The following is an 18229-nucleotide window of genomic DNA, read 5'->3' on the forward strand; positions in this document are numbered from 1 at the left end:
TCACACCTCCTGATAGACGAGTCCCTTCCCCAACACCAGTTGCAGAATCGTGCCGCTAAACCATATGGCATGGCCCGAGAGCAGATCCTCCCAGGTCTTGATGAAGACGATCCGAGGGATTTCGATCTCACCCCTAATTCGTCGGTAGGCATTCCTGGTAGACCATTGGTGCCGCATTTCTTCCCACAGTCGACTAATGGGAAAGCCAAGAGACCGTTTCCAGGACCAGCACATATTCACGTAGCCGCATTGATCCTGGACGTACTGGCTGATGACGTAGCGGCTCAGCCGGTTTCGGGAACGATGACTAGGCTGATAGGCCTTGATCCAGACGACCGGAGCCCCGTGGAGGGCTTGCCATTGCGACGACAACCATTCCTGAGAGATCCAAAATCGCCGGGCGCGTTCCCCATCCGGCACCCGCCAGGCCCAAAAGATATGGAGGACGCCATGCCCTTCTTCTGTCCGGACCTGGTAATACTCCAACTCCTGAAACCCGAGCTGGCGTTCAATCCTCTGGCGCAGTTGCTTGTGATGGTAGGTCAACTTCTCCGCATCCCCGCCTTCCGCCGTGGACAGGGTGACCCAGAGCACTTGGAACTGATGACATTCCCAGAACCACAGCAGCGACCGCACCCGGTGATAACCGCGTTTCTGCTTTCTGGTCCATTCCCCGGCGACGGGCTCCCGCCGGAACTCCTTCCAGCGGCTCATCGGGCACCTTCCGGCTGGGGAATTACCGGCCTGAGGCCGGCAGCCAGAATCCGTTCCAATTCCTCAATGGGAATCCGCACCGCTCGCACCGACGGCTTCACATAGGCAATCTGCCGCTTCAGGATGTACTTCCTGATTGTGCTTTCCTTGAGCCCTAACCGGTTCGCGGCTTCTCGAATGGTGATCAATTTTGTACTGGGGACCATCGGGCACCTCCTTAAAGAATGGTTCAAAAATGATCACGGCTGATATTGTTGAGCCGTGATTCTTCTTGACACCCATTACCAATGCAGAGGTACACTTGCCAAACACATTCCGGTGAAATCGGCCCTTTCGCACGACACATTTTCCGGTGGTGTTGGGATCAAGAAACTCAGGAGGGGTCGGCGTGAAAAAGGAGCCGAAGGCATGAGCGCACAGGGGCACGCGGAACAGGACTTCCAAGTTGAGTATGAGAAGGCGATGGAGCGGATCCAGACGATGCCGGATGGCGCCGTGGGGTGGGTGCTCCGGTTTTTACAGACCGATCTGGAGGCTTTGACGCCCACGGAATGGACGCTGGTAGCGTTTGAGGTCGCGGCCTTTGTCGATGAGACGGGGGAGCGCTATGGCGGGATGGTGGCCCCGGAGAGTGGCTGGAGCGTGGAGGGCGTGCCTCACGCGAAGAACTATCAGACGATACCCAGTCGCAAAGAAGCCCTGGACATTCAGGCTGCCGTCCTGGAGCACTTGGAGCTCTATTGGCACGAAGGCTACACCGAGTTCACGTTTCCGCAGATGACGCTGGTCGTGGTGTCGCCGGGTGAGGGCTCTGACGAGGCGGGTACGGTCATCGTGAGTGCGAAACGCAAGGCGAAGGAGTTTGAATACCGGTTTGTCCACCTCCTGGCCCACACGGGGGACTACATCCGGCGTTGTCCGGAATGCGCCACGATCTTTTTCGCGATCAGACGCGACCAGCTGTACTGTCAGCCCCGCTGTCAAAACCGCGTCGCGGCGAGAAAGTGGCGCGAGGCTCAGAAGACCGGAGAGCGAAAGGAGAGCCGCCGTGGCAAGAAAAGCGGGAAAGGATAGAGGGATTACCCAGAGGAAGGGCCGCAAAGGCTGGTGGGTACGTCTGTATGACAACGGGCGGGAGCGCTGGCACCGCTGTGATACCAAATCACAGGCCAAGGCATTGTACGGACGGCTGAAGGCCGATATTCGGGAAGGGACCTATTTCCCTGAAAAATTCGCCCCTCGAAAAGACATCACGCTCCGGGCTTGGATCAAACGCTACCTCGAAGGAACTGTGAACCGAAACAAAGCTGGCGAAGTACTCTACGGGCGGCGCTGGTCCCTGCTTATCGGGAGTCGCCTAGTCACCCAGATTACGGTCGATGATCTTCGACGAATTCAAGCCAGAATGCGCGCCAAGATGAAGGTGAATACGAAGGAACCGCAACGGCTCTGGGCGGATGCCACGATCAACAGACATTTTGCCTTCCTTCGCCATGTGCTGATGCTAGCCGTCAAAGATGACAAACTGACCAAGAACCCGGTCTCCAGCCTTAAGTTCTTTCCTGAAGCCAACAGAACGCGGTTCCTGACGAGCGAGGAACTTGACCGACTGAAGGGCGTAATGCCCCCGGATGACTGGAAATTGGTCGCCTTCGCCGTCGAGACCGGGTTGAGACGTGGCGAGCAGTTCTCGCTTCGCTGGAACCAGATTGATCTGGAAAACGAGATCTTGACCCTGCCCATGCCAAAGGGAGGCAAAACCCGGCATGTGCCCTTAAGTGAAGGAGCCAAGACCATTCTGAGGTCATTTGACTCCTTTCTTCGGTCGGCTTGGGTGTTCCCAGGCTTAAAGGATGTTGCCCACCCCATGGACAGCCGGGCTTTCCTTCGGCGTTCCTTTGAACCTGGCCTGAGGCGAGCGGGGATCACCGGTGCCTGTTGGCATTCACTCCGACACACCGCAGCCAGCCGACGTGTCATGGCAGGCGTCGATCTCGTATCGGTGAAGGAGATCCTCGGGCACCGTGACATTGAGACGACTATGCGGTACGCACACCTAGCCCCAGGACATCTTCGAGAAGCCGTGAATCGAGGCAGTCTGAGTGGAACCGTGACCAAAACCGTGACCGAGGAAGAGGAAGAACCTGAGGAAGAGATACAACCTGTTGATTCTATGGTGCGCCCGGAGGGACTTGAACCCCCAACCCTCGGATCCGAAGTCCGATGCTCTATCCAATTGAGCTACGGGCGCACGGCGGTATAAGAATCACGTTGGAGGGAGGTTGTCAAGGATCGGCCTTCTTCGACAGCCGGTCGAGGATTTGCTCCGCGACATCGGCCGTCGAGAGCCCGTCGGTCTGTATCACGATATCGGCCGCCGCCTGGTACTTGGGCGTACGCTCGGCCAGTACGTCACGGATTTCCTCGGTGAAAGACTTGGTACCCGTGAGGGAGGGCCGCTGGGTATCGCCACCGATCCGCTGGATGATGGTCTCCACGGAGGCGGTCAACCATACGAGGGTCCCGCCATGCCGTAGCGCCTCCACATTTTCAGGGCGCAAAATGGCCCCGCCACCGGTATCGATGATCAGCCCGTCACGTGCGGCCACCTCGCGACACACAGCCGTTTCAAGGTCTCGAAAGTGAGACCAGCCAAACTGTCTGACGAGGTCAGGGACAGAGAGCCCCGCGTGCTTGATGATTTCGGCATCGGTCGAAACGACCTGACGGTGGAGGCGACGGGCCAAGGCCTTGCCGACCGTGCTCTTTCCGGTTCCGCGATAGCCGATCAATACGATGTTCATGGCATTCCCGCGGACAGCATCGATCCTGTCATGGCTGGAAACGCGACTCCAATACCTGCCGCATCACCTCGACCGGGGCAGGCTGCTTCGTCCAGAGTTCAAACTGCAGCACAGCCTGGTTGAGAAACATCTCCAATCCCGGAATCGTACGGCAGCCTGCCCCTTTGGCTTCCCGCAGCAACTTCGTTTCGCGGGGGTTATATACGATATCCATGACCGTCAACTCGGGACGAAACAGGTTGGTCGGGATGCAGGACTCGTCCATATGCGGGTACATACCCACCGGCGTACAGTGAATGACCGTGCGCACATGCGGCACCCAGTTGCGGAGCGTGTCGAGGGTCAGCGGCCCCTCTTCCACCGGCACGGAAGTCTTCTCGCGCAAATCCTTCACCAGCTTCTGCCGTTCGGATTCGTCGATTCCAAGGAGGGTCAAGCCGGCGATCCCGGCCCCCGTCGCCAACGCAAAGGCGATGGCCCTGGCTGCGCCCCCAGACCCCAGAATCAAGACCCGGTGCCCGTCCAGGAAGGCGCCTCCCTCTTTGAGCGCTCGTAAGGCGCCGGAGGCATCGGTGTTATACCCCTTCAACTTTCCGTCTTCGACCACAATGGTGTTGATGGCCCCGATGTGTTTGGCCGTCGGCTCCACCTCATCCAGAAAGGGAATAGCGGCCACCTTGTGCGGAATCGTCACGCTGAAGCCGCGTGCATTCCCCAATGCGCGCACGCCCTTCAACGCCTCACCGATGGACTCCACACGAAATGCCAAGTAGACCAGGTTCAGGCCGGCTTTTTGAAAAGCCGCGTTATGAATGGCCGGCGAGAGTGAATGCTCCACCGGATTGCCGAGAATACCGCACCATTGGGTCTGAGGCGTGATCTCCATACTCTCCACACTCGTTTCTGACGACCACTCGCCACCTGACAACACTCCGGCCCACCACGAGCCGAACTTCACCCTTTAAAAATCGTCATGCCGCCGTCGATCGGAAAGGTCGCACCAGTGACCCAGGTGGCATCGTCGGAAGCCAGATAGAGCACCAACTTCGCAACCTCCTCAGGTTTCCCGGGACGTCGAATGGCGTAATGGGCGAGAATCGGCTCCAAGCTGGTAGGATCGGCCATCAAGGGTGCCGCCATGGGGGTATCGATCAAGCCGGGGTTCACCACGTTGCAGCGAATGTTGTCCGGGGCGTAATCCACCGCCATCGCCCTGGTCAAGGCGTCCAAGCCCCCCTTCGACGCGGCATACGCCGGTAACCCGCGAATTCCGACAAGGCTGGCCACGGTGGAGATGTTAATGATCGCACCGCCTCCCGCCTTCATGATTTCGGGGACGGCCGCACGGCTCATCCGAAAGACGCCTGTCAAGTTGATGTCCACCACGTTCATCCAGGTCGCGTCGTCGGTCTCATGGACGCGCTTGCCGAAATCGCCGATCCCGGCATTGTTCACCAGGATGTGCAGCTTCCCGAAGGTCCGAACGGTTTGCGCGACCACCTCGCGGACATGAGCCTCGTCCGTCACTGAACCGGCCACTGCCCAGGCCCGCCCGCCGTTCACGCCGATGCCCTTCACCACTCGATCCAACTCGTCTTGACGACGCCCTGTGACCACGACCGAAGCGCCCTCCTCGGCAAACAGCTTCGCGATGGCCTCGCCGATGCCCGCATTGCCCCCCGTAATGATCGCGACTTTTCCCTGCAACCGATTCATGCCTCGCACACTCCCTCTTCACCTGGTTCCAACCCAGCTTCCTCCGCGGATTCCTTGACCGCTGCAACGGCTTTTCCAGATGACGACCACCACCCAGCCTCGACTTTTCTCGCCACGGTGATAAATCCGGAGTGTGCCACCATCCGGTGGTCGGGACGGACACTTCGGCCCTGGATCGACCAGGTTCGCAGCAGGGTTTCAAAGGTTTCGATCATGCCGAACATCGAGGTGCGCTCCAGCGCCTCTACCGTCTGCACCACCTGCGGCACGGTCGGCACAAAGCTCAGATAGATGCCCCCGGAGCGCAACACCGTCGCGGCATGCGGTACCACTTGCCAAGGCTCTGGGAGGTCCAGCACCAGGCGATCGAATAGCCGCCCGTCTTCAAGAGGATCGATGCCCTCATACACGTTTTTGCGGAATGGCCTAAGGGTGGGCACGGGGCCCATATAGCGCTCGATATTGGTTAAAGCCGTACGGGCGAAGTCTTCCCGGGCCTCATAGGTCACCACCAATCCGGTCGGACCGACCGCGCGCAACAGTGCCATCGTCAAGGCCCCGGAACCGGTGCCGGCCTCAAAAACTCTCGCGCCGGGATAGACATCGGCCCACATCGGAATCAGAGAGAGGTCTTTGGGGTACAGGACCTGCGCCCCACGGGGCATCTTGAGGACGTATTCGCCGAAGGTGGGACGCAAGGCCAGAAAGCGTTTCCCTTTGGAGAGGGTGACGACGGACCCGTCTGGCTTGCCGATCAACTCATCATGCGGGATCGTCTCCCCGCTGAAATGATAGATGTCGCCCGCCTTTAACGTCAGGGCATACTGGCGCCCCTTCTTATCGACCAAGTGGACCCGCTCGCCGTTTTTCAATTCAGACATGGTCCGGCATTCTAGGAGACTGCCTGCCTGTTTTCAACCAAACCGGCAGGCCGCATGATACCGCCGGTGGCCTTTCGCGCAGGCGCCCCTTGATCGATCACAGACCGGTCCTATCTCTATCCAAAGCAAGCCGACGTGACGGGGTGAGCGGACCGAATCCTTTCCCCAAGAGTTGGCATCTAATAAAAAGGACGGGTGCGGGCGTTTTTGCTGGGCACAATACAGCTCCCCCCTCGGGGGAAAAGGGGTATGACCATGAACGATTCTCTGTTGAGTCAGGATGATACAGAACCAACGGCGACCGTAGCGGTTGACCTCGATGCCGATGATGCCGAAGCCAGCGATTTGCTGGATTCCATCGCCCAGGACGATCACGAGGAAACCAAGGCGGAAGACCCAGCGCCGGAAAGGGTAGCGCGGTCGGCTTCGGCGCCGTTCTTGCTGGAGTCGTTATATTTCCGTTCATTCGGCGAGCGACGTCTCTTGGAGCGCGACGAAGAAATCGCCCTGGCGAAACAAATCGATCTGGGTACGCGCCAAATCCGCCAGGTGTTGCAACAGATCACAAAGGCCTGCGCCTCGTTCAAGGGCACGGAGGCCACGGATGCAAGCTTGCTGACCCTGAAAACCGTACGACGGCTCAGCGGGCTGTCCGCCACCGCGCTCAATCAGGCGGAACAGGCCATCGCACAGTTGCAGAGCGTGGCCGAGCGAGGCGGCAAGGCTGGGGCCTCGATGAGAAAGGAACTCGACGCCGGACTCACCCGGTTGCAGGCGTCTCGATCCATTCTCGAAACCGCGAAGGACGAGCTGGTGCGCTGCAACCTGCGCCTGGTGGTGGATGTGGCCAAGCACTACACCGGCCGAGGGCTGACGCTGCTCGACTTGGTGCAGGAAGGCAACATCGGGTTGATGAAAGCGGCTGAGCGGTATCAATACCGTAAGGGATTCAAATTCAGCACCTACGCGACCTGGTGGATTCGCCAGGGGATTACTCGTTCCTTGGCCGACCAATCCAGGACCATCAGGATTCCCGTCCACCAGACGGAAGCCTCCAACCGCATTCTGCGGGCATCCCGACGCCTCGTTCAACAATTGGGTCGCCAGCCCCGTTTGGAAGAAGTGGCCTTCAGCATGCGGATGCGACCGGATCGGCTGCATGAAACGATTCAGGCATTTCAAGAGCCGGTGGCCTTGGAGCACCGAGTGGGTGACGGCGGCACGGAATTGGGCGAATTGCTCCCGGACCAACAGGCAGTCCCACCGGATGCCCACGTGAACCGAACGGAGCTGACACGCGAGATGAATCGAATTCTCAGCACCCTGACCCCTCGTGAGCAGACGGTCATTCGGCTTCGATTCGGGATCGGCGAGGATTATGCCCGCACATTGGAGCAGGTCGGTCAACACCTGTCGGTCACGAGGGAACGGATTCGGCAGATCGAGGCCAAGGCGCTCAAGAAGCTGAAAACACCGATGGTGAAGGAGATGTTCGCCGCCATCAAGTAATCGATTCGGTTGTTCGTTCCGACACACGGGGGAGGCTCAACCTCCCCCGTGTTGTTTCCTGCGCTTTCGCCTTGTGGGCCATTGTGAGAGAATGCGCCAACGAGGACTCTGCTCACATGCTGTTCCGCTCCACGGACCATAACGCCGCCATTGAATCCCGGTCACAGTTAGGGCGTTGCTGGCTCGGGACCATGACGATTGCCCTCCTTCTCCTGACCGTTCCACGCGCCGGTTCGTGCGAGACGCCCATGGGCGAGGAGGCCCTGAAGGAGTTGTCCGTCCCCGCGGTGGTAGCCAAAGTTAGACCCTCCGTCGTCACGGTGCTCACCCGCGGGATTCCGCCCGGCGGTTCCCAACATGGCGCTCCATCCGGTTCCGGCTCGGGAGTCATCATCGATGTCGGCGGGTACATTCTCACGAACAATCATTTGGTACAGGGCATGACCAGCGTTGTCGTGGGACTCTCCACCGGCCGGCTGACACCTGGACGCGTCGTCGCCCGCGACTTCCTGCTCGACCTTGCGTTGATCAGAATCACCGCACCGGACCTGGTGCCGGCTGAATTTTCACGACGGACGACGTTTGACATCGGGGAAACGGCCATCGCGATCGGCAATCCGCTCGCCTTGAAAGGCGGCTCGACCGTGACGGTTGGGGTCATCAGCGCGCTCGACCGATCGGTGCTGACGCCGGAGGGAGAAACTCTGTACGATCTTCTCCAGACCGATGCAGCCATCAATCCTGGCAATAGCGGCGGCCCGCTGGTCGATCGGTTCGGGCAGGTCATCGGCATCAACGTGGCCATCGCGCCCTCCGCCCAGGCCATCAGTTATGCCATCGCCATGGACGCCATCACCCCACACATTCAATCGATGATCGACCGGGGAGCCGTGTCTCGCCCGGACTTGGGCCTGGTTCCGGTGACCGTGACGCCCAGCGTTGCTGCTAGTTTCGATTTGGAAAGCGATCGCGGCATCCTGGCACTCCAGGTCGACGCCGGGAAACCGGCCGGACAAGCCGGACTGCAATCCGGCGACGTCGTCAGCGCAATCGACGGGCGTCAAATTTTTAATATCGGTGATTTCTGGCACGCGGTGGCGCGCGCCGGCGAGCAGATGACGTTTCAGATTGCCGCGCAGGGGAAGACCGGCACCAATACCATCACCGTTCCGCGTCCTCCGTCCTCACGGCCCTAAACCATGGGACAGGAGCACTTCGCACAGGATCAGCTCTTGGCCGTTCGACGGGGCACGGTCTGTTTCTGCGGCTGCCTCCACTATGAGGATGCGTGGAACCTCCAGCGCGCCTGGCAGGTCGAGCGAGCCGCCGACCGTTGCCCCGACCTCTTGTTGCTGCTCGAACATTTTCCGGTCTATACGGCCGGCCGCACCACCAAGCCGCACCACTGGGCCGGCGATGAAAGGCTCGCACGACAAACCGGCATTCCCGTCTTACGCACCGAACGTGGAGGATCGATCACCTACCATGGACCAGGCCAGCTCGTGGGCTATCCCATTCTCCGGCTGACCGACCATTGTGCCGGCCCCAAAGCCTATGTGCGTCGACTGGAAGAGGTCCTCATCACTACCCTGGCTGAATGGGGCATCCTTGCGCACCGATGCGAGGGGTTACCGGGGGTCTGGGTCGGAGTCGAGCCCTCGGCCAAGATTGCGTCGATCGGCGTGCGCATTTCCCATGGCGTCACCACCCATGGGTTTGCCCTGAATGTCTCTCTGGACCTGACTCCGTTCTCTCACATTGTGCCCTGTGGCATTGCCGACTGTCGGGTAACGTCGATGGCCATGCTCCTGGATGAGGCTCCCGATTACGCCGCCGTCCAGGAACGCCTCGCAGCCAACTTTGCCGATCGATTCCATCTGACGTGGTCGGAGCGGCTGACTCCCCAGACCCTCGTCGCCTCCCGTTCGGCCCCGACACCGCCTCTCGCATTGGCCTCTCACACCGACGATCAGTCGCAAGGAGCTTCCCAATGAACGAACTTGATACCCACACGTTCCGGCTTGCCGTCGCCCAATTCAACCAGGCGGCCGACGCCATGCACCTCGACGACAACTTGCGGCAACGCCTCACCTTGCCGCAGCGATCGTTGCTGGTCAGCGTACCGGTCCGCATGGACGACGGGCGCGTGGAGGTGTTCACCGGTTACCGCGTTCAACACGATACGGCGCGCGGCCCCTCGAAGGGCGGGATCCGATACCACCCGGCCGTCACCCTCGGAGAAGTCGCCGCGCTCGCCATGTGGATGACCTGGAAGTGCGCACTGGCCGACCTCCCCTACGGCGGCGCCAAGGGCGGGGTGAAGGTCGACCCTAAACAGCTCACCCGCGGCGAATTGCAGCGCCTGACCAGGCGCTATGCCGCGGAGATCTTTCCCCTGATCGGTCCGGATAAGGATGTCCCGGCCCCCGATGTGGGAACCGATCAGCAGGTGATGGCTTGGATCATGGACACGTACAGTCAACAGGTGGGATATGCCGTGCAGGGCGTGGTGACGGGCAAACCCTTGTCGATCGGTGGCAGTCTCGGGCGCGAGGAGGCGACGGGACGCGGGGTGGTGTATGTCACGCTGGAAGCACTTCGTCACCTGAAGGTGGATATCGCGAACGCGACGGTCGCCATTCAAGGATTTGGAAACGTCGGGTCTCACACGGCCTTGATCATGCATCAGGCCGGAGCGCGTGTCGTGGCGGTCAGCGACGTCACGGGCGGCCTCTACAACCCAAAGGGTCTGGACGTGCCGGAGTTGCTTCGGCGCTATCGAGAGCACCGTCGGCCACTCCGTGAGATCCCATTAGGTGAGTCTCTGACCAACGAAGAACTCCTCCGGTTGGACTGCACAGTCCTCGTTCCCGCGGCACTGTCCGAGCAAATCACGCAAGCGAACGCCGCCGCGCTACGCTGCCGTATCCTTGCGGAAGGCGCCAATGGTCCGACCACCCTCGAAGCCGACCGCATCTTGACCGACAAGGGTGTGTTCATCATTCCCGACATTTTGGCGAATTCGGGAGGGGTCATCGTGTCTTATTTCGAGTGGGTCCAAGACGTCCAGCGGTTCTTCTGGAAGGCCAAAGACATTCAAGACCGCCTGCAAGACCTGATTACCAACGCCTTCCACCGCACCCTGCAGTTCTCTATCGAGAAACGGACCACCATGCGGATGGCGGCCTTGATGTCCGGTATCGACAAGGTGGCGCAGGCACACTTGCAGCGGGGCTTGTATCCGTGACAGCAGGCTGCAGCTTTTTCGCACTGTGGGGAGACATGCTTGCTGTTCTCCATCTGCATGCGTTAGGGTTGGCGGGCTGACCGAATACCCAGCACATCCGCATCAAGGCCGATTTCATGTTGCATGTCTCCGTTGCGTCATTGTGGGAAGCCCATTGCCGAGAGGGGTGGCCCCAGTTCTCCAGTCCCCATGAAGGGGAGCTGATGACCCTGGATACGGTCATCGGCGGCTGTGCGGTCTTTTATTTGGATGGAGAGACGCGTTTGGACGGTCAGCGCATCGGTATTCTTGAAGACTGTATCGCCGATCTCGACAACTTGCTCGACGATATGGCGGATGAACACAAAGCGTATTTCCAACGCCTTCGACAGTTGGCCATGGCGTTGCTCGATTGCAGCCGACCCGCTTGAGACTGCCGGTTCTTTTTTGTGGACGGTGGGGCGAGGGACAACAACGTCATCCCTCGCCACAATCCTCCTTACGGAACCTCGGCGATATCCGCCTTCATCGGCCCAAGGAGCCCCAGGAGTTCATTTTTCTCCGCGGCAGGCACCTTGAAATGATCGAGCGCGGCGACAAGGTCTTGGACCAACGACTCGAAATCCGCTGAGCTGATGTGCATACCGGCATGCGTTTGCTTCATATCGCGCCCGGTGTAGATGCAAGGCCCCCCGGTCGCCGAACAAACCTGATCGACCAGGTGGCCCTTCAGCTTCGGAATGTCCGTGGTGGCAAACCGCGCGTTGATCCGGCTATCGGCAGCCACATTGGCTACGAATTGATCGATCACTGCCGTGATGGCCGGTTTTCCTCCCAGCCGCGCATAGAGCGACTTCGTCGCAGCATGGCCGACAACTGATGCCTCTTTGCCGGCTTGTCCTCCTGTGTCTGCACAGCCGACCGCCGTCACCAAGACGGCCATCCCGATCATACCGACGCCCCAATACTTCCTCACCATCGCAACCTCCTCGCGTTACATCAGACGATTGATGGCCACATCCCCTGGCCAAAGAACTGCATGAACAGGTATGTGCCTGTTGTCCCTGCACAGTAGGCGAGTTATGATGCATCGGTCTAATATATTGTTTTCATGCTAGCTATAGGATAATCCTATCGCTTAATGATTCTTCTCGCTGAGGCAGGCATGGAATTGCGGCAAATCCAGTATTTCATGGCGGTGGCGGTGCATCAAAATTTTACGCGCGCGGCCGAGCAGGTCCATGTCTCCCAACCATCGCTGTCCGTGCAGGTCGCAGGACTCGAACGAGAATTAGGCACTCGTCTGTTCGACCGGCTCGGGCGAACGGTCGTCCTCACCCAGGCCGGTGAGTTGTTCCGCCCCCATGCAGAGCGCATTTTACGGGAGGTGGACCAGGCGACCCAGGCCGTACAGGAGCTGACTGGTTCTCAACGCGGTCGATTGGTTATCGGGACGCTCTCTACCGTGAACTCTTACTTAATCCCACCGCTTGTGTCCCGGTTCAAACGACAGTTTCCGTTCGTGCACCTTCAAGTGCACGCCCAGCCGTCATCGGACATCGTCAACGGCCTCTTCGCCAACCGGTTGGACATGGGAATCTGCCTATTACCCCTCGATGATCCCCGACTGACCGTCATTCCGCTCTTCGAGGAACGACTCGCCCTTGTCGCTCCGCCCCACATGGCCATTGGGAGGCCGCGCACTCGGATGCAAGATCTGACACAACTTCCCCTCGTGCTGATGCCCGTGGACTATTGCCTGCGGAAGATGGTGGAAGCCGAATGTGCGAAGGTAGGAGTGCTGCCGAACGTGGTACTCGAAATGAGTTCGCCCGAAGGAATTCTGCAGGCGGTGGCAGAGGGGACCGGCGCGACGATCTTACCCGAACTGTACGTTCGCGCGCGACTCTCCGGAACGGCCCTTCAATTGATCGAACTGTACGACCCGACTCCGCGCCACGTCGTGGGTCTCGCTTACCTGTCAAAACGACACCGCAGCCAGGCGGCTGAATCTTTCGCCCAACTCTGCCAAGACACCATGAAGGAGTTACAAGCGCATCCCCCTCGCGCCCGAACAACGCCCCTTCGTGCTCGATAAGGACCAGCCGACAGCCAAGCAGTACCTTGCAACTGGGTTCCCCGCTTGGATAGAATGCCCTGATGTATGGTTCACCCTGCCGACACTCGGCATCCCACCTCATCACGACACCGGTTGAGAACCGATCCCAAGGAGGCGTTCATGGTGTACAGTTGGCGAGCATTCCTCGGATTGATGGCCACGGTTGGCTCGCTCCTCCTCGCCGCCCACGTGAGCGCCGAGCCTTATGAACTCAGCAAGAATGATCTGACCGACCCGAAGGGGTTCTCCAGCCAAGATATCTCGCTCTTCGGCATCAAGTTAGGCGATGATGAAGCGAAGGCTCTTGACGTCCTCGTCAATGAAAAAATTCCTGGCATCAAGGCAGAACAGGAGGCCACGTTCATTTTCCTGCTTGATCAAAGAAAGCCTACCGGACCGATGGCCGGTGTTCGCGTCCAGGACGGCAAAGTTGACCTGATTTTCATCAACAATCGCTTTACCTACAAAACACGCGGTATTTTCCGGAATGTGCTCAACAGCGAGAGCCCCGATGATGTCAGGAAAATTCTCGGCAAAGAGGATTATGGGGATGAAAACGTCATGGGGGCCGTGCTGGCCTACGACAAGCAAGGCTTCCAGGTGAACTACCTGGGGAAAGATGTGAACGTCGAATTCTCGCTTCCCCGATAAATGCTCTCTCTCAGGCGCCGCCCCTGCCGCCCCGTGTTGCTTGGCACGCTTCTCCGCCTCGACCGGATCGACCATAACGTTCTCATCGGCCAAGCCACATCAGGGCCTGTGGTGAAGGGGAATGCTTATGGTCTGTGAATGCGGCTACTGGGGCCGCGTCGTGATTGGACGGCACATCAACGGGGCATGCCGGTACGGCTGTAACTAAGCCGAAGGCCGTAATTGATCAGGCTGGTCGCGGTATTCCACCGTCGTTTGGAGTTGAGAATGACAAGGAGCAGATCGCTCCCGTCCTGGGAGACCTTGGCAATCAGACAACGGCCGGCCTTGGAAGTAAACCCGGTTTTGACTCCTTGCACACCCGGGATTCGACCCAGCAGGCGGTTCGTGGTACGCAACACATAGGCGCGGTGCTCGTTGATCGGCATGATGATTTCTCGTTCTTCGCGGACCAGATCCTTGAAGACGGGGTCGTGCAAGGCAACTTCGCTCAGCTTAGCCAGATCCTCGGCCGTTGAATAGTGCTCGGGCGCATCAAACCCGCAGGCGTTGCTGAAATGCGTATTATGCAACCCCAACGCGGCGGCTTTGGCGTTCATGAGATCGACGAATCGCTCCTCATCACCCCCCACATGTTCACTGGCCGCTAGACAGGCGTCGTTCGCAGACATGATCAACATGGCTTTCAAGAGGTCTTCCAGTCGAAAAATCTGCCCTGTCCGCAAACGCAGATGCGTCTTATGCGCCCGTGCCGCCTTGGGACTGATCGTCACTTCGTCATCAAGATGACCATATTCCAAAATCACCAAGGCGGACATGATTTTGGTCAAGCTGGCAGGCGACAGGCGCTTTTCACTCTCAAATCGATAGAGGGTTTCTCCCGTTTTTAGTTCTTTGAGCAGAATGCTGTGCGCAGGGACCCGCCGCCACCGGAGGCTATGATGAGCTTGCTTGTTTGACGGAAGGGGCTTTGGGTCGAACGGAACGGTGATGACTTCATCATCGGCGTCGGTGTCCACCGCACTCGCCGGACCGCACCAGATGGACGAAAGGAACACAAGCAGCGCGGCGGTACAGAGTGACAGGAACCGGTGCCGGTCGTTCATCGCGTGCATACCACTTCGTGTCCTCGCTGAAATCGGTGTTCAGAGGGTATAGGTTTCGCGAACCTTGGAGCCGCGCAGGCTGCTATCAATCACCTTATGAAAGAATCGCAGCAAATCTGCAAGATCTATCCAAAATCCGCAATTCAAACATCGCGCGTAGAGGCGACGATTCATGAGCGTGTAGTGTCGCTCGAACATCATGCAGCCTTTGCATTTGAGACAATGCATCGAGAACCAGCCTCCTCCGCGCTCCATGCACAGCTCTTCGTACGGGTCCGGCCCTTCGAGGAGTGCGTCACAATTTCTACCGAAGACGATTGAGGATAAGGGCGAGACAGCCGGCCAACAAGCCCCCACCGATGATCGTGGTGCCGAAGGAGAGGAAGGCTCCAGTGCCGCCCATCGGGCTGGCCCCGGAAACCAGGTCGCGTACCCCGCCTTGAACCATCAAGACTGCCAAGGTCGTCAGGCAGCCCATGGAAAACCACCACAAGAACGATCGCACAAAACCCTACGCCTCGATGCCTAACACGTGTTAGGTCCCTCTCTCCATAAGTCGCTTCGAACTCTAGCCGACCCCTCCGGAGGTGTCAAGGAAGCTGCCTCCTTCATCGGCACAATCCAGCCACACTTGATGCAGCCGTCACTCGTCGGTCTTCCGTACCGGAGATGACGCCGGCGCCTGCCCCTTCCATCCGCGATGGAGAAACACCGAGACGCTGCCCGCGCCGTTGTCCGCCGTAACAAGCCCGGGCTCTTCGACGTTGTCTGCCGACACTCGATAACTGGCGACAGCGAACGGCCCCGGCTTCGTACGGTAATTTCTCGGAGGATAATTGAAGGTGCCGTCCCCCTTTCCAAAGATAATGGAGAGATCGGTAGACTGGAGGTTAACGATGGCGACATCCGGAATCTTGTCCCCGTCAAAATCGCGGGCCATCCCGAAATTAGGACTAGCATCGGCACCGGCGTCTCTTCCCGGTTGAAAGGTGCCGTCCCCATTCCCCAATAGCGTCGTAAAACTATCTCCCTCTCCGTTGATCACGAGCAAATCGAGTTTGCCATCGCTGTTGAAGTCGGCAAAGCTCACCCCAAGAGGGCGCCTCCCGGTCTTATAGTCCTTGGGATCCCGGAAGGTGCCGTCCCCATTACCCATCCATACCGACACGGCACTCAGCATCGGTCCGCCATTCGTCACGATCAGATCCGGCTTTCCGTCTCCGTTGAAATCCTTGATTCCGATGGAGGTCGGTGTGTCGCCGTGCTCGTATTGCATACTGGGGCGAAAGTTGCCGGTCGCGTTGCCGAGGAATATTTTGATCTTGTCGTTGCGCAACGCGACCGCTAAATCCGGATGGCCGTCTCCATTCAAATCTTCACTAGCCACAGAAACCGGCGCGCGGTGCACGGGATACTGCGGCCCCTCCTCGAACTTGCCGTTGTCGCGACCGAACAGTATCGAGATTTGATCGCTCCCCGAACAGGCCAACACAATATCGAGCCGGTCATCGTGGTTGAAATCATTCAGCGCCAAGGCCCGCGGCTCTTGGCACACCCTGACCTGCATTTGGTCTCGAAAGGTGCCATCGCCGTTGCCATAGAGGATTGAAATCGTGTTGCTGGATATATTGGTCGTAATGAGATCCGTCATCTGGTCGCGGTTGAAGTCCGCCGTCGTGACGGTCGTTGGGTTTTTCCCGACAGGATAACTGGCGAAATAATAGAAGGGATCAGGGGGAACGTACGGATCAGACTTTGAGCAGGCCGCCACAGCAACCCAACCGCCCATAACCAGGAGCCAGACGGCCATTCTCACGGCTGCGCTGCCGCTCCGGAACACGCGTATCATCTCGATTTCGACGAACAAGGCATGCAATTCCGGCCAAGTCCATGCTTCGCCGCTCCGCGTTCTGAGGATGGATTGTGGCGAGTATACAGAGGCCGTCGCCGCTTCGCAATCAAGCGACCGACCTTCCCCGACTCCAAACTCAGCGGCTCGTTCCCCTCCCAAACGGTCCGTGGTGGCCTAGGCCTTTCGCCCCTTTGAAAAAACGCGAGACCTTAGGCTAGAATGCGACCCCAAGTGTGGAGGAGGTACTTATGAGCAAGATGGTTCAGATCCCGATCACCATGTACGGGATCGCGGAAGTCCTAAAGTGGTGTCTCGACCGGAATAATGGACGGATCGGTGGGGTCGACACCGATGGATTCAAAAAGATGCAGGCCCTGTTGGCGGAAAAGCCGACGACGAACGATTATCTGGCACTGGATCAGTTCTGGAAAAAGCAGGTGGTCTTGGAGCTGACTGAGGAAGAAGTAGCCACGATCGATCGTTGTCTCTACGACATCCCGAACTTTGACAACGTGCCGCTGCCACAAATCCGGCACAAGTTCTGGCCCGGCGCCCTCGCCTCGCACTAAACTGCTTCGGGCAACCCGCAACCCAAAGAGATCTCCTTCGGTGGGTTGCCCGCTTTTCTCTACCTCAATCCGATCTCAAGCAGGAATCTGCTAGAGCGTCTCTTCCCCCTTGAGAAACTTCCGGAACCGCCCCATCAGTTCAGCCCCCAATGTGCCCCCCTCAGGTTTTTTTGTATTGGGATCGCTGAAGTGCGAACGGATTTCCTGCAGCCGCTTCTCCGCCTGAGCATTTCCTTGAAGCCGCTTGGTTTTCTCCATCGCGGTGTCGAAGGCATCGAAGGTGAGGTCCTTGTACCCGAATGATCGAATGCGCTTCACCGCCTTCATCATCGCCTGATTGCGGAAGGTGGTCAGGTGTTCGGAATCCACCTCCGCCAAACCCAATTTTCGGGCCCGCCGCTCCGCCGCCTTGCGAATACCGCTGCGCACAAAATCCGGAGAGGTCTGCAGCCGTTTCCAAGCCTCATCGCTCCACGGAATGCGTTCCTGCGGCGCGGCCCACAGCTGCTGAACCGTCACTTCGTCGATTCGCGACAAACCCTGTTCTCGCGCCGCTTCCTCGGTGTCGCACTTGATCATATCGCCGACAAATTCCATCGCGATCGGCGGAGAGGCTTTGATCTTCTCTTGCAAGAGGGCCAAGGCCCCTTCGGTCCATTCCAACGAGGGGAGTTGGCGCTCGCGCACCTCGCCCATGGCCTCCACGCGATCAAAGAGGTCTACATTCACTTCCATGTGGCCGCCTTCGCGCGCGATCTCTTCGGCAATCTGCCGGATCATCCCCCGCATGAACTCCGGCACGGCTTCCAGCCGTTCCTTGGCCGCAGCGGTCCATGGCAACTGCCCCTTGGCCATCTGGTCGGCGGCCGCGGCCATTCCGCTCTCGCCGCCCATGTTGCCCATCATTTGGCCCTTGAACTGCTCCAGAATTTCCTCGGTGATCTCACCGTAACCCAACTCCCGGGCTTTCTTTTCCGCCAAACGGCGCACCATACCCCGCAAAAAAATGGGTGCGCGCTCCATCCGTTTGAGCGCGCCGTCGCTCCACCGAACGTCTGGAACCATCGTCTCTGGTGATTCTG

20 protein-coding genes, 1 tRNA gene and 2 pseudogenes are annotated in these 18229 nt (G+C 59.0%); 10 read left to right on the top strand and 13 right to left on the bottom strand.

The genetic code is table 11. From position 1 onward, the window contains the following. Together HRU82_09015 and HRU82_09020 are read right to left on the bottom strand one after the other, a co-directional pair. Positions 1-714, bottom strand: coding sequence for a hypothetical protein (locus HRU82_09015; GenBank protein QOJ35084.1), 714 nt, complete (start codon positions 712-714; stop codon positions 1-3). Beyond that, the gene (locus tag HRU82_09020; GenBank protein QOJ35085.1) at positions 711-920 is read right to left on the bottom strand and encodes a helix-turn-helix domain-containing protein; all 210 of its coding nucleotides are present in this window, start codon (positions 918-920) and stop codon (positions 711-713) included. Before HRU82_09020 ends, HRU82_09015 begins: the two co-directional genes overlap by 4 nt. Before the next feature lie 202 nt (positions 921-1122). Here HRU82_09020 and HRU82_09025 point away from each other — a divergent pair, with 202 nt between their 5' ends. After that, positions 1123-1788 carry a hypothetical protein gene (locus tag HRU82_09025; GenBank protein ID QOJ35086.1) on the top strand — a complete coding sequence of 222 codons (666 nt, stop codon included), beginning with the start codon at positions 1123-1125 and terminating at the stop codon, positions 1786-1788. Positions 1789-2119: 331 nt separating this feature from the next. Continuing rightward, positions 2120-2776: pseudogene (locus tag HRU82_09030) on the top strand (site-specific integrase). 112 nt (positions 2777-2888) lie between these two features. On the opposite strand, the gene HRU82_09035 reads toward HRU82_09030, so the two are convergent. The 5 genes and pseudogenes from HRU82_09035 to HRU82_09055 all read right to left on the bottom strand — a co-directional run bounded on the left by HRU82_09035 (position 2889) and on the right by HRU82_09055 (position 6115). Further along, positions 2889-2965: transfer RNA gene (locus HRU82_09035), tRNA-Arg, on the bottom strand. 34 nt (positions 2966-2999) lie between these two features. Beyond that, the gene (locus HRU82_09040) at positions 3000-3518 is read right to left on the bottom strand and encodes a shikimate kinase (protein QOJ35087.1); all 519 of its coding nucleotides are present in this window, start codon (positions 3516-3518) and stop codon (positions 3000-3002) included. Between the two features lie 28 nt (positions 3519-3546). Then, positions 3547-4404, bottom strand: a complete 858-nt coding sequence (locus HRU82_09045) for a shikimate dehydrogenase (GenBank protein QOJ35088.1) — start codon at positions 4402-4404, stop codon at positions 3547-3549. A 68-nt stretch (positions 4405-4472) separates the two neighbouring features. After that, positions 4473-5234 carry an SDR family oxidoreductase gene (locus HRU82_09050; protein ID QOJ35089.1) on the bottom strand — a complete coding sequence of 254 codons (762 nt, stop codon included), beginning with the start codon at positions 5232-5234 and terminating at the stop codon, positions 4473-4475. 83 nt (positions 5235-5317) lie between these two features. Continuing rightward, positions 5318-6115: pseudogene (locus HRU82_09055) on the bottom strand (tRNA (adenine-N1)-methyltransferase). A 255-nt stretch (positions 6116-6370) separates the two neighbouring features. On the opposite strand from HRU82_09055, the gene HRU82_09060 reads away from it, so the two are divergent. From HRU82_09060 to HRU82_09080, 5 genes are all read left to right on the top strand, one after another. Beyond that, positions 6371-7624: a sigma-70 family RNA polymerase sigma factor gene (locus tag HRU82_09060; protein ID QOJ35090.1), complete on the top strand. Its 1254-nt coding sequence runs from the start codon at positions 6371-6373 to the stop codon at positions 7622-7624. Positions 7625-7815: 191 nt separating this feature from the next. After that, a complete protein-coding gene (locus HRU82_09065; protein QOJ35091.1) occupies positions 7816-8820 on the top strand; it encodes a trypsin-like peptidase domain-containing protein in 1005 nt (334 codons plus the stop codon). A 3-nt stretch (positions 8821-8823) separates the two neighbouring features. Beyond that, positions 8824-9618, top strand: coding sequence for a lipoyl(octanoyl) transferase LipB (gene lipB, locus HRU82_09070; GenBank protein ID QOJ35092.1), 795 nt, complete (start codon positions 8824-8826; stop codon positions 9616-9618). Then, positions 9615-10871, top strand: coding sequence for a Glu/Leu/Phe/Val dehydrogenase (locus HRU82_09075; GenBank protein QOJ35093.1), 1257 nt, complete (start codon positions 9615-9617; stop codon positions 10869-10871). The genes lipB and HRU82_09075 overlap by 4 nt, the downstream gene beginning before the upstream one ends. 116 nt (positions 10872-10987) lie before the next feature. Further along, positions 10988-11281 (top strand): hypothetical protein, encoded by a 294-nt coding sequence (locus HRU82_09080; protein QOJ35094.1) that lies wholly within the window; start codon positions 10988-10990, stop codon positions 11279-11281. Between the two features lie 68 nt (positions 11282-11349). On the opposite strand, the gene HRU82_09085 is transcribed toward HRU82_09080, so the two are convergent. Beyond that, positions 11350-11829, bottom strand: coding sequence for a group 1 truncated hemoglobin (locus tag HRU82_09085; protein QOJ35095.1), 480 nt, complete (start codon positions 11827-11829; stop codon positions 11350-11352). Between the two features lie 162 nt (positions 11830-11991). Between HRU82_09085 and HRU82_09090 the strand changes: the two genes are divergently transcribed. Both HRU82_09090 and HRU82_09095 read left to right on the top strand, forming a co-directional pair. Next, positions 11992-12948, top strand: coding sequence for a LysR family transcriptional regulator (locus tag HRU82_09090; protein ID QOJ35096.1), 957 nt, complete (start codon positions 11992-11994; stop codon positions 12946-12948). A 141-nt stretch (positions 12949-13089) separates the two neighbouring features. Continuing rightward, positions 13090-13620 (top strand): hypothetical protein, encoded by a 531-nt coding sequence (locus tag HRU82_09095; GenBank protein ID QOJ35097.1) that lies wholly within the window; start codon positions 13090-13092, stop codon positions 13618-13620. A 176-nt stretch (positions 13621-13796) separates the two neighbouring features. Here the strand turns inward: HRU82_09095 and HRU82_09100 are convergent, their stop codons facing one another. The 4 genes from HRU82_09100 to HRU82_09115 form a co-directional block, all read right to left on the bottom strand. After that, positions 13797-14735 (bottom strand): D-alanyl-D-alanine carboxypeptidase, encoded by a 939-nt coding sequence (locus HRU82_09100; GenBank protein QOJ35098.1) that lies wholly within the window; start codon positions 14733-14735, stop codon positions 13797-13799. Between the two features lie 30 nt (positions 14736-14765). Then, complete coding sequence (locus HRU82_09105) at positions 14766-14954, bottom strand: hypothetical protein (protein QOJ35099.1); 189 nt, start codon at positions 14952-14954, stop codon at positions 14766-14768. A gap of 76 nt (positions 14955-15030) precedes the next feature. Continuing rightward, positions 15031-15231, bottom strand: a complete 201-nt coding sequence (locus HRU82_09110; GenBank protein QOJ35100.1) for a hypothetical protein — start codon at positions 15229-15231, stop codon at positions 15031-15033. Positions 15232-15369: 138 nt separating this feature from the next. Beyond that, the gene (locus HRU82_09115; GenBank protein ID QOJ35101.1) at positions 15370-16575 is read right to left on the bottom strand and encodes a VCBS repeat-containing protein; all 1206 of its coding nucleotides are present in this window, start codon (positions 16573-16575) and stop codon (positions 15370-15372) included. 251 nt (positions 16576-16826) lie between these two features. Here HRU82_09115 and HRU82_09120 point away from each other — a divergent pair, with 251 nt between their 5' ends. Continuing rightward, positions 16827-17147, top strand: a complete 321-nt coding sequence (locus HRU82_09120) for a hypothetical protein (GenBank protein ID QOJ35102.1) — start codon at positions 16827-16829, stop codon at positions 17145-17147. A 90-nt stretch (positions 17148-17237) separates the two neighbouring features. Here the strand turns inward: HRU82_09120 and HRU82_09125 are convergent, their stop codons facing one another. Beyond that, entirely contained in the window at positions 17238-18212 is a 975-nt protein-coding gene (locus HRU82_09125; GenBank protein QOJ35103.1) for a PCP reductase family protein, read from the bottom strand. Positions 18213-18229 lie beyond the last annotated feature (17 nt).

The organism is Nitrospira sp., from assembly GCA_015709715.1.
Lineage (GTDB): Bacteria > Nitrospirota > Nitrospiria > Nitrospirales > Nitrospiraceae > Nitrospira_A.

Excerpts from the sequence above, each read along its gene's own strand:
- HRU82_09015 (QOJ35084.1), bottom strand. The coding sequence starts at position 714 with ATGAGCCGCTGGAAGGAGTTCCGGCGGGAGCCCGTCGCCGGGGAATGG.
- HRU82_09020 (QOJ35085.1), bottom strand. The coding sequence starts at position 920 with ATGGTCCCCAGTACAAAATTGATCACCATTCGAGAAGCCGCGAACCGG.
- HRU82_09025 (QOJ35086.1), top strand. The coding sequence starts at position 1,123 with ATGAGCGCACAGGGGCACGCGGAACAGGACTTCCAAGTTGAGTATGAG.
- HRU82_09040 (QOJ35087.1), bottom strand. The coding sequence starts at position 3,518 with ATGAACATCGTATTGATCGGCTATCGCGGAACCGGAAAGAGCACGGTC.
- HRU82_09045 (QOJ35088.1), bottom strand. The coding sequence starts at position 4,404 with ATGGAGATCACGCCTCAGACCCAATGGTGCGGTATTCTCGGCAATCCG.
- HRU82_09050 (QOJ35089.1), bottom strand. The coding sequence starts at position 5,234 with ATGAATCGGTTGCAGGGAAAAGTCGCGATCATTACGGGGGGCAATGCG.
- HRU82_09060 (QOJ35090.1), top strand. The coding sequence starts at position 6,371 with ATGAACGATTCTCTGTTGAGTCAGGATGATACAGAACCAACGGCGACC.
- HRU82_09065 (QOJ35091.1), top strand. The coding sequence starts at position 7,816 with ATGACGATTGCCCTCCTTCTCCTGACCGTTCCACGCGCCGGTTCGTGC.
- lipB (QOJ35092.1), top strand. The coding sequence starts at position 8,824 with ATGGGACAGGAGCACTTCGCACAGGATCAGCTCTTGGCCGTTCGACGG.
- HRU82_09075 (QOJ35093.1), top strand. The coding sequence starts at position 9,615 with ATGAACGAACTTGATACCCACACGTTCCGGCTTGCCGTCGCCCAATTC.
- HRU82_09080 (QOJ35094.1), top strand. The coding sequence starts at position 10,988 with ATGTTGCATGTCTCCGTTGCGTCATTGTGGGAAGCCCATTGCCGAGAG.
- HRU82_09085 (QOJ35095.1), bottom strand. The coding sequence starts at position 11,829 with ATGGTGAGGAAGTATTGGGGCGTCGGTATGATCGGGATGGCCGTCTTG.
- HRU82_09090 (QOJ35096.1), top strand. The coding sequence starts at position 11,992 with ATGATTCTTCTCGCTGAGGCAGGCATGGAATTGCGGCAAATCCAGTAT.
- HRU82_09095 (QOJ35097.1), top strand. The coding sequence starts at position 13,090 with ATGGTGTACAGTTGGCGAGCATTCCTCGGATTGATGGCCACGGTTGGC.
- HRU82_09100 (QOJ35098.1), bottom strand. The coding sequence starts at position 14,735 with ATGCACGCGATGAACGACCGGCACCGGTTCCTGTCACTCTGTACCGCC.
- HRU82_09105 (QOJ35099.1), bottom strand. The coding sequence starts at position 14,954 with ATGCATTGTCTCAAATGCAAAGGCTGCATGATGTTCGAGCGACACTAC.
- HRU82_09115 (QOJ35101.1), bottom strand. The coding sequence starts at position 16,575 with ATGATACGCGTGTTCCGGAGCGGCAGCGCAGCCGTGAGAATGGCCGTC.
- HRU82_09120 (QOJ35102.1), top strand. The coding sequence starts at position 16,827 with ATGAGCAAGATGGTTCAGATCCCGATCACCATGTACGGGATCGCGGAA.
- HRU82_09125 (QOJ35103.1), bottom strand. The coding sequence starts at position 18,212 with ATGGTTCCAGACGTTCGGTGGAGCGACGGCGCGCTCAAACGGATGGAG.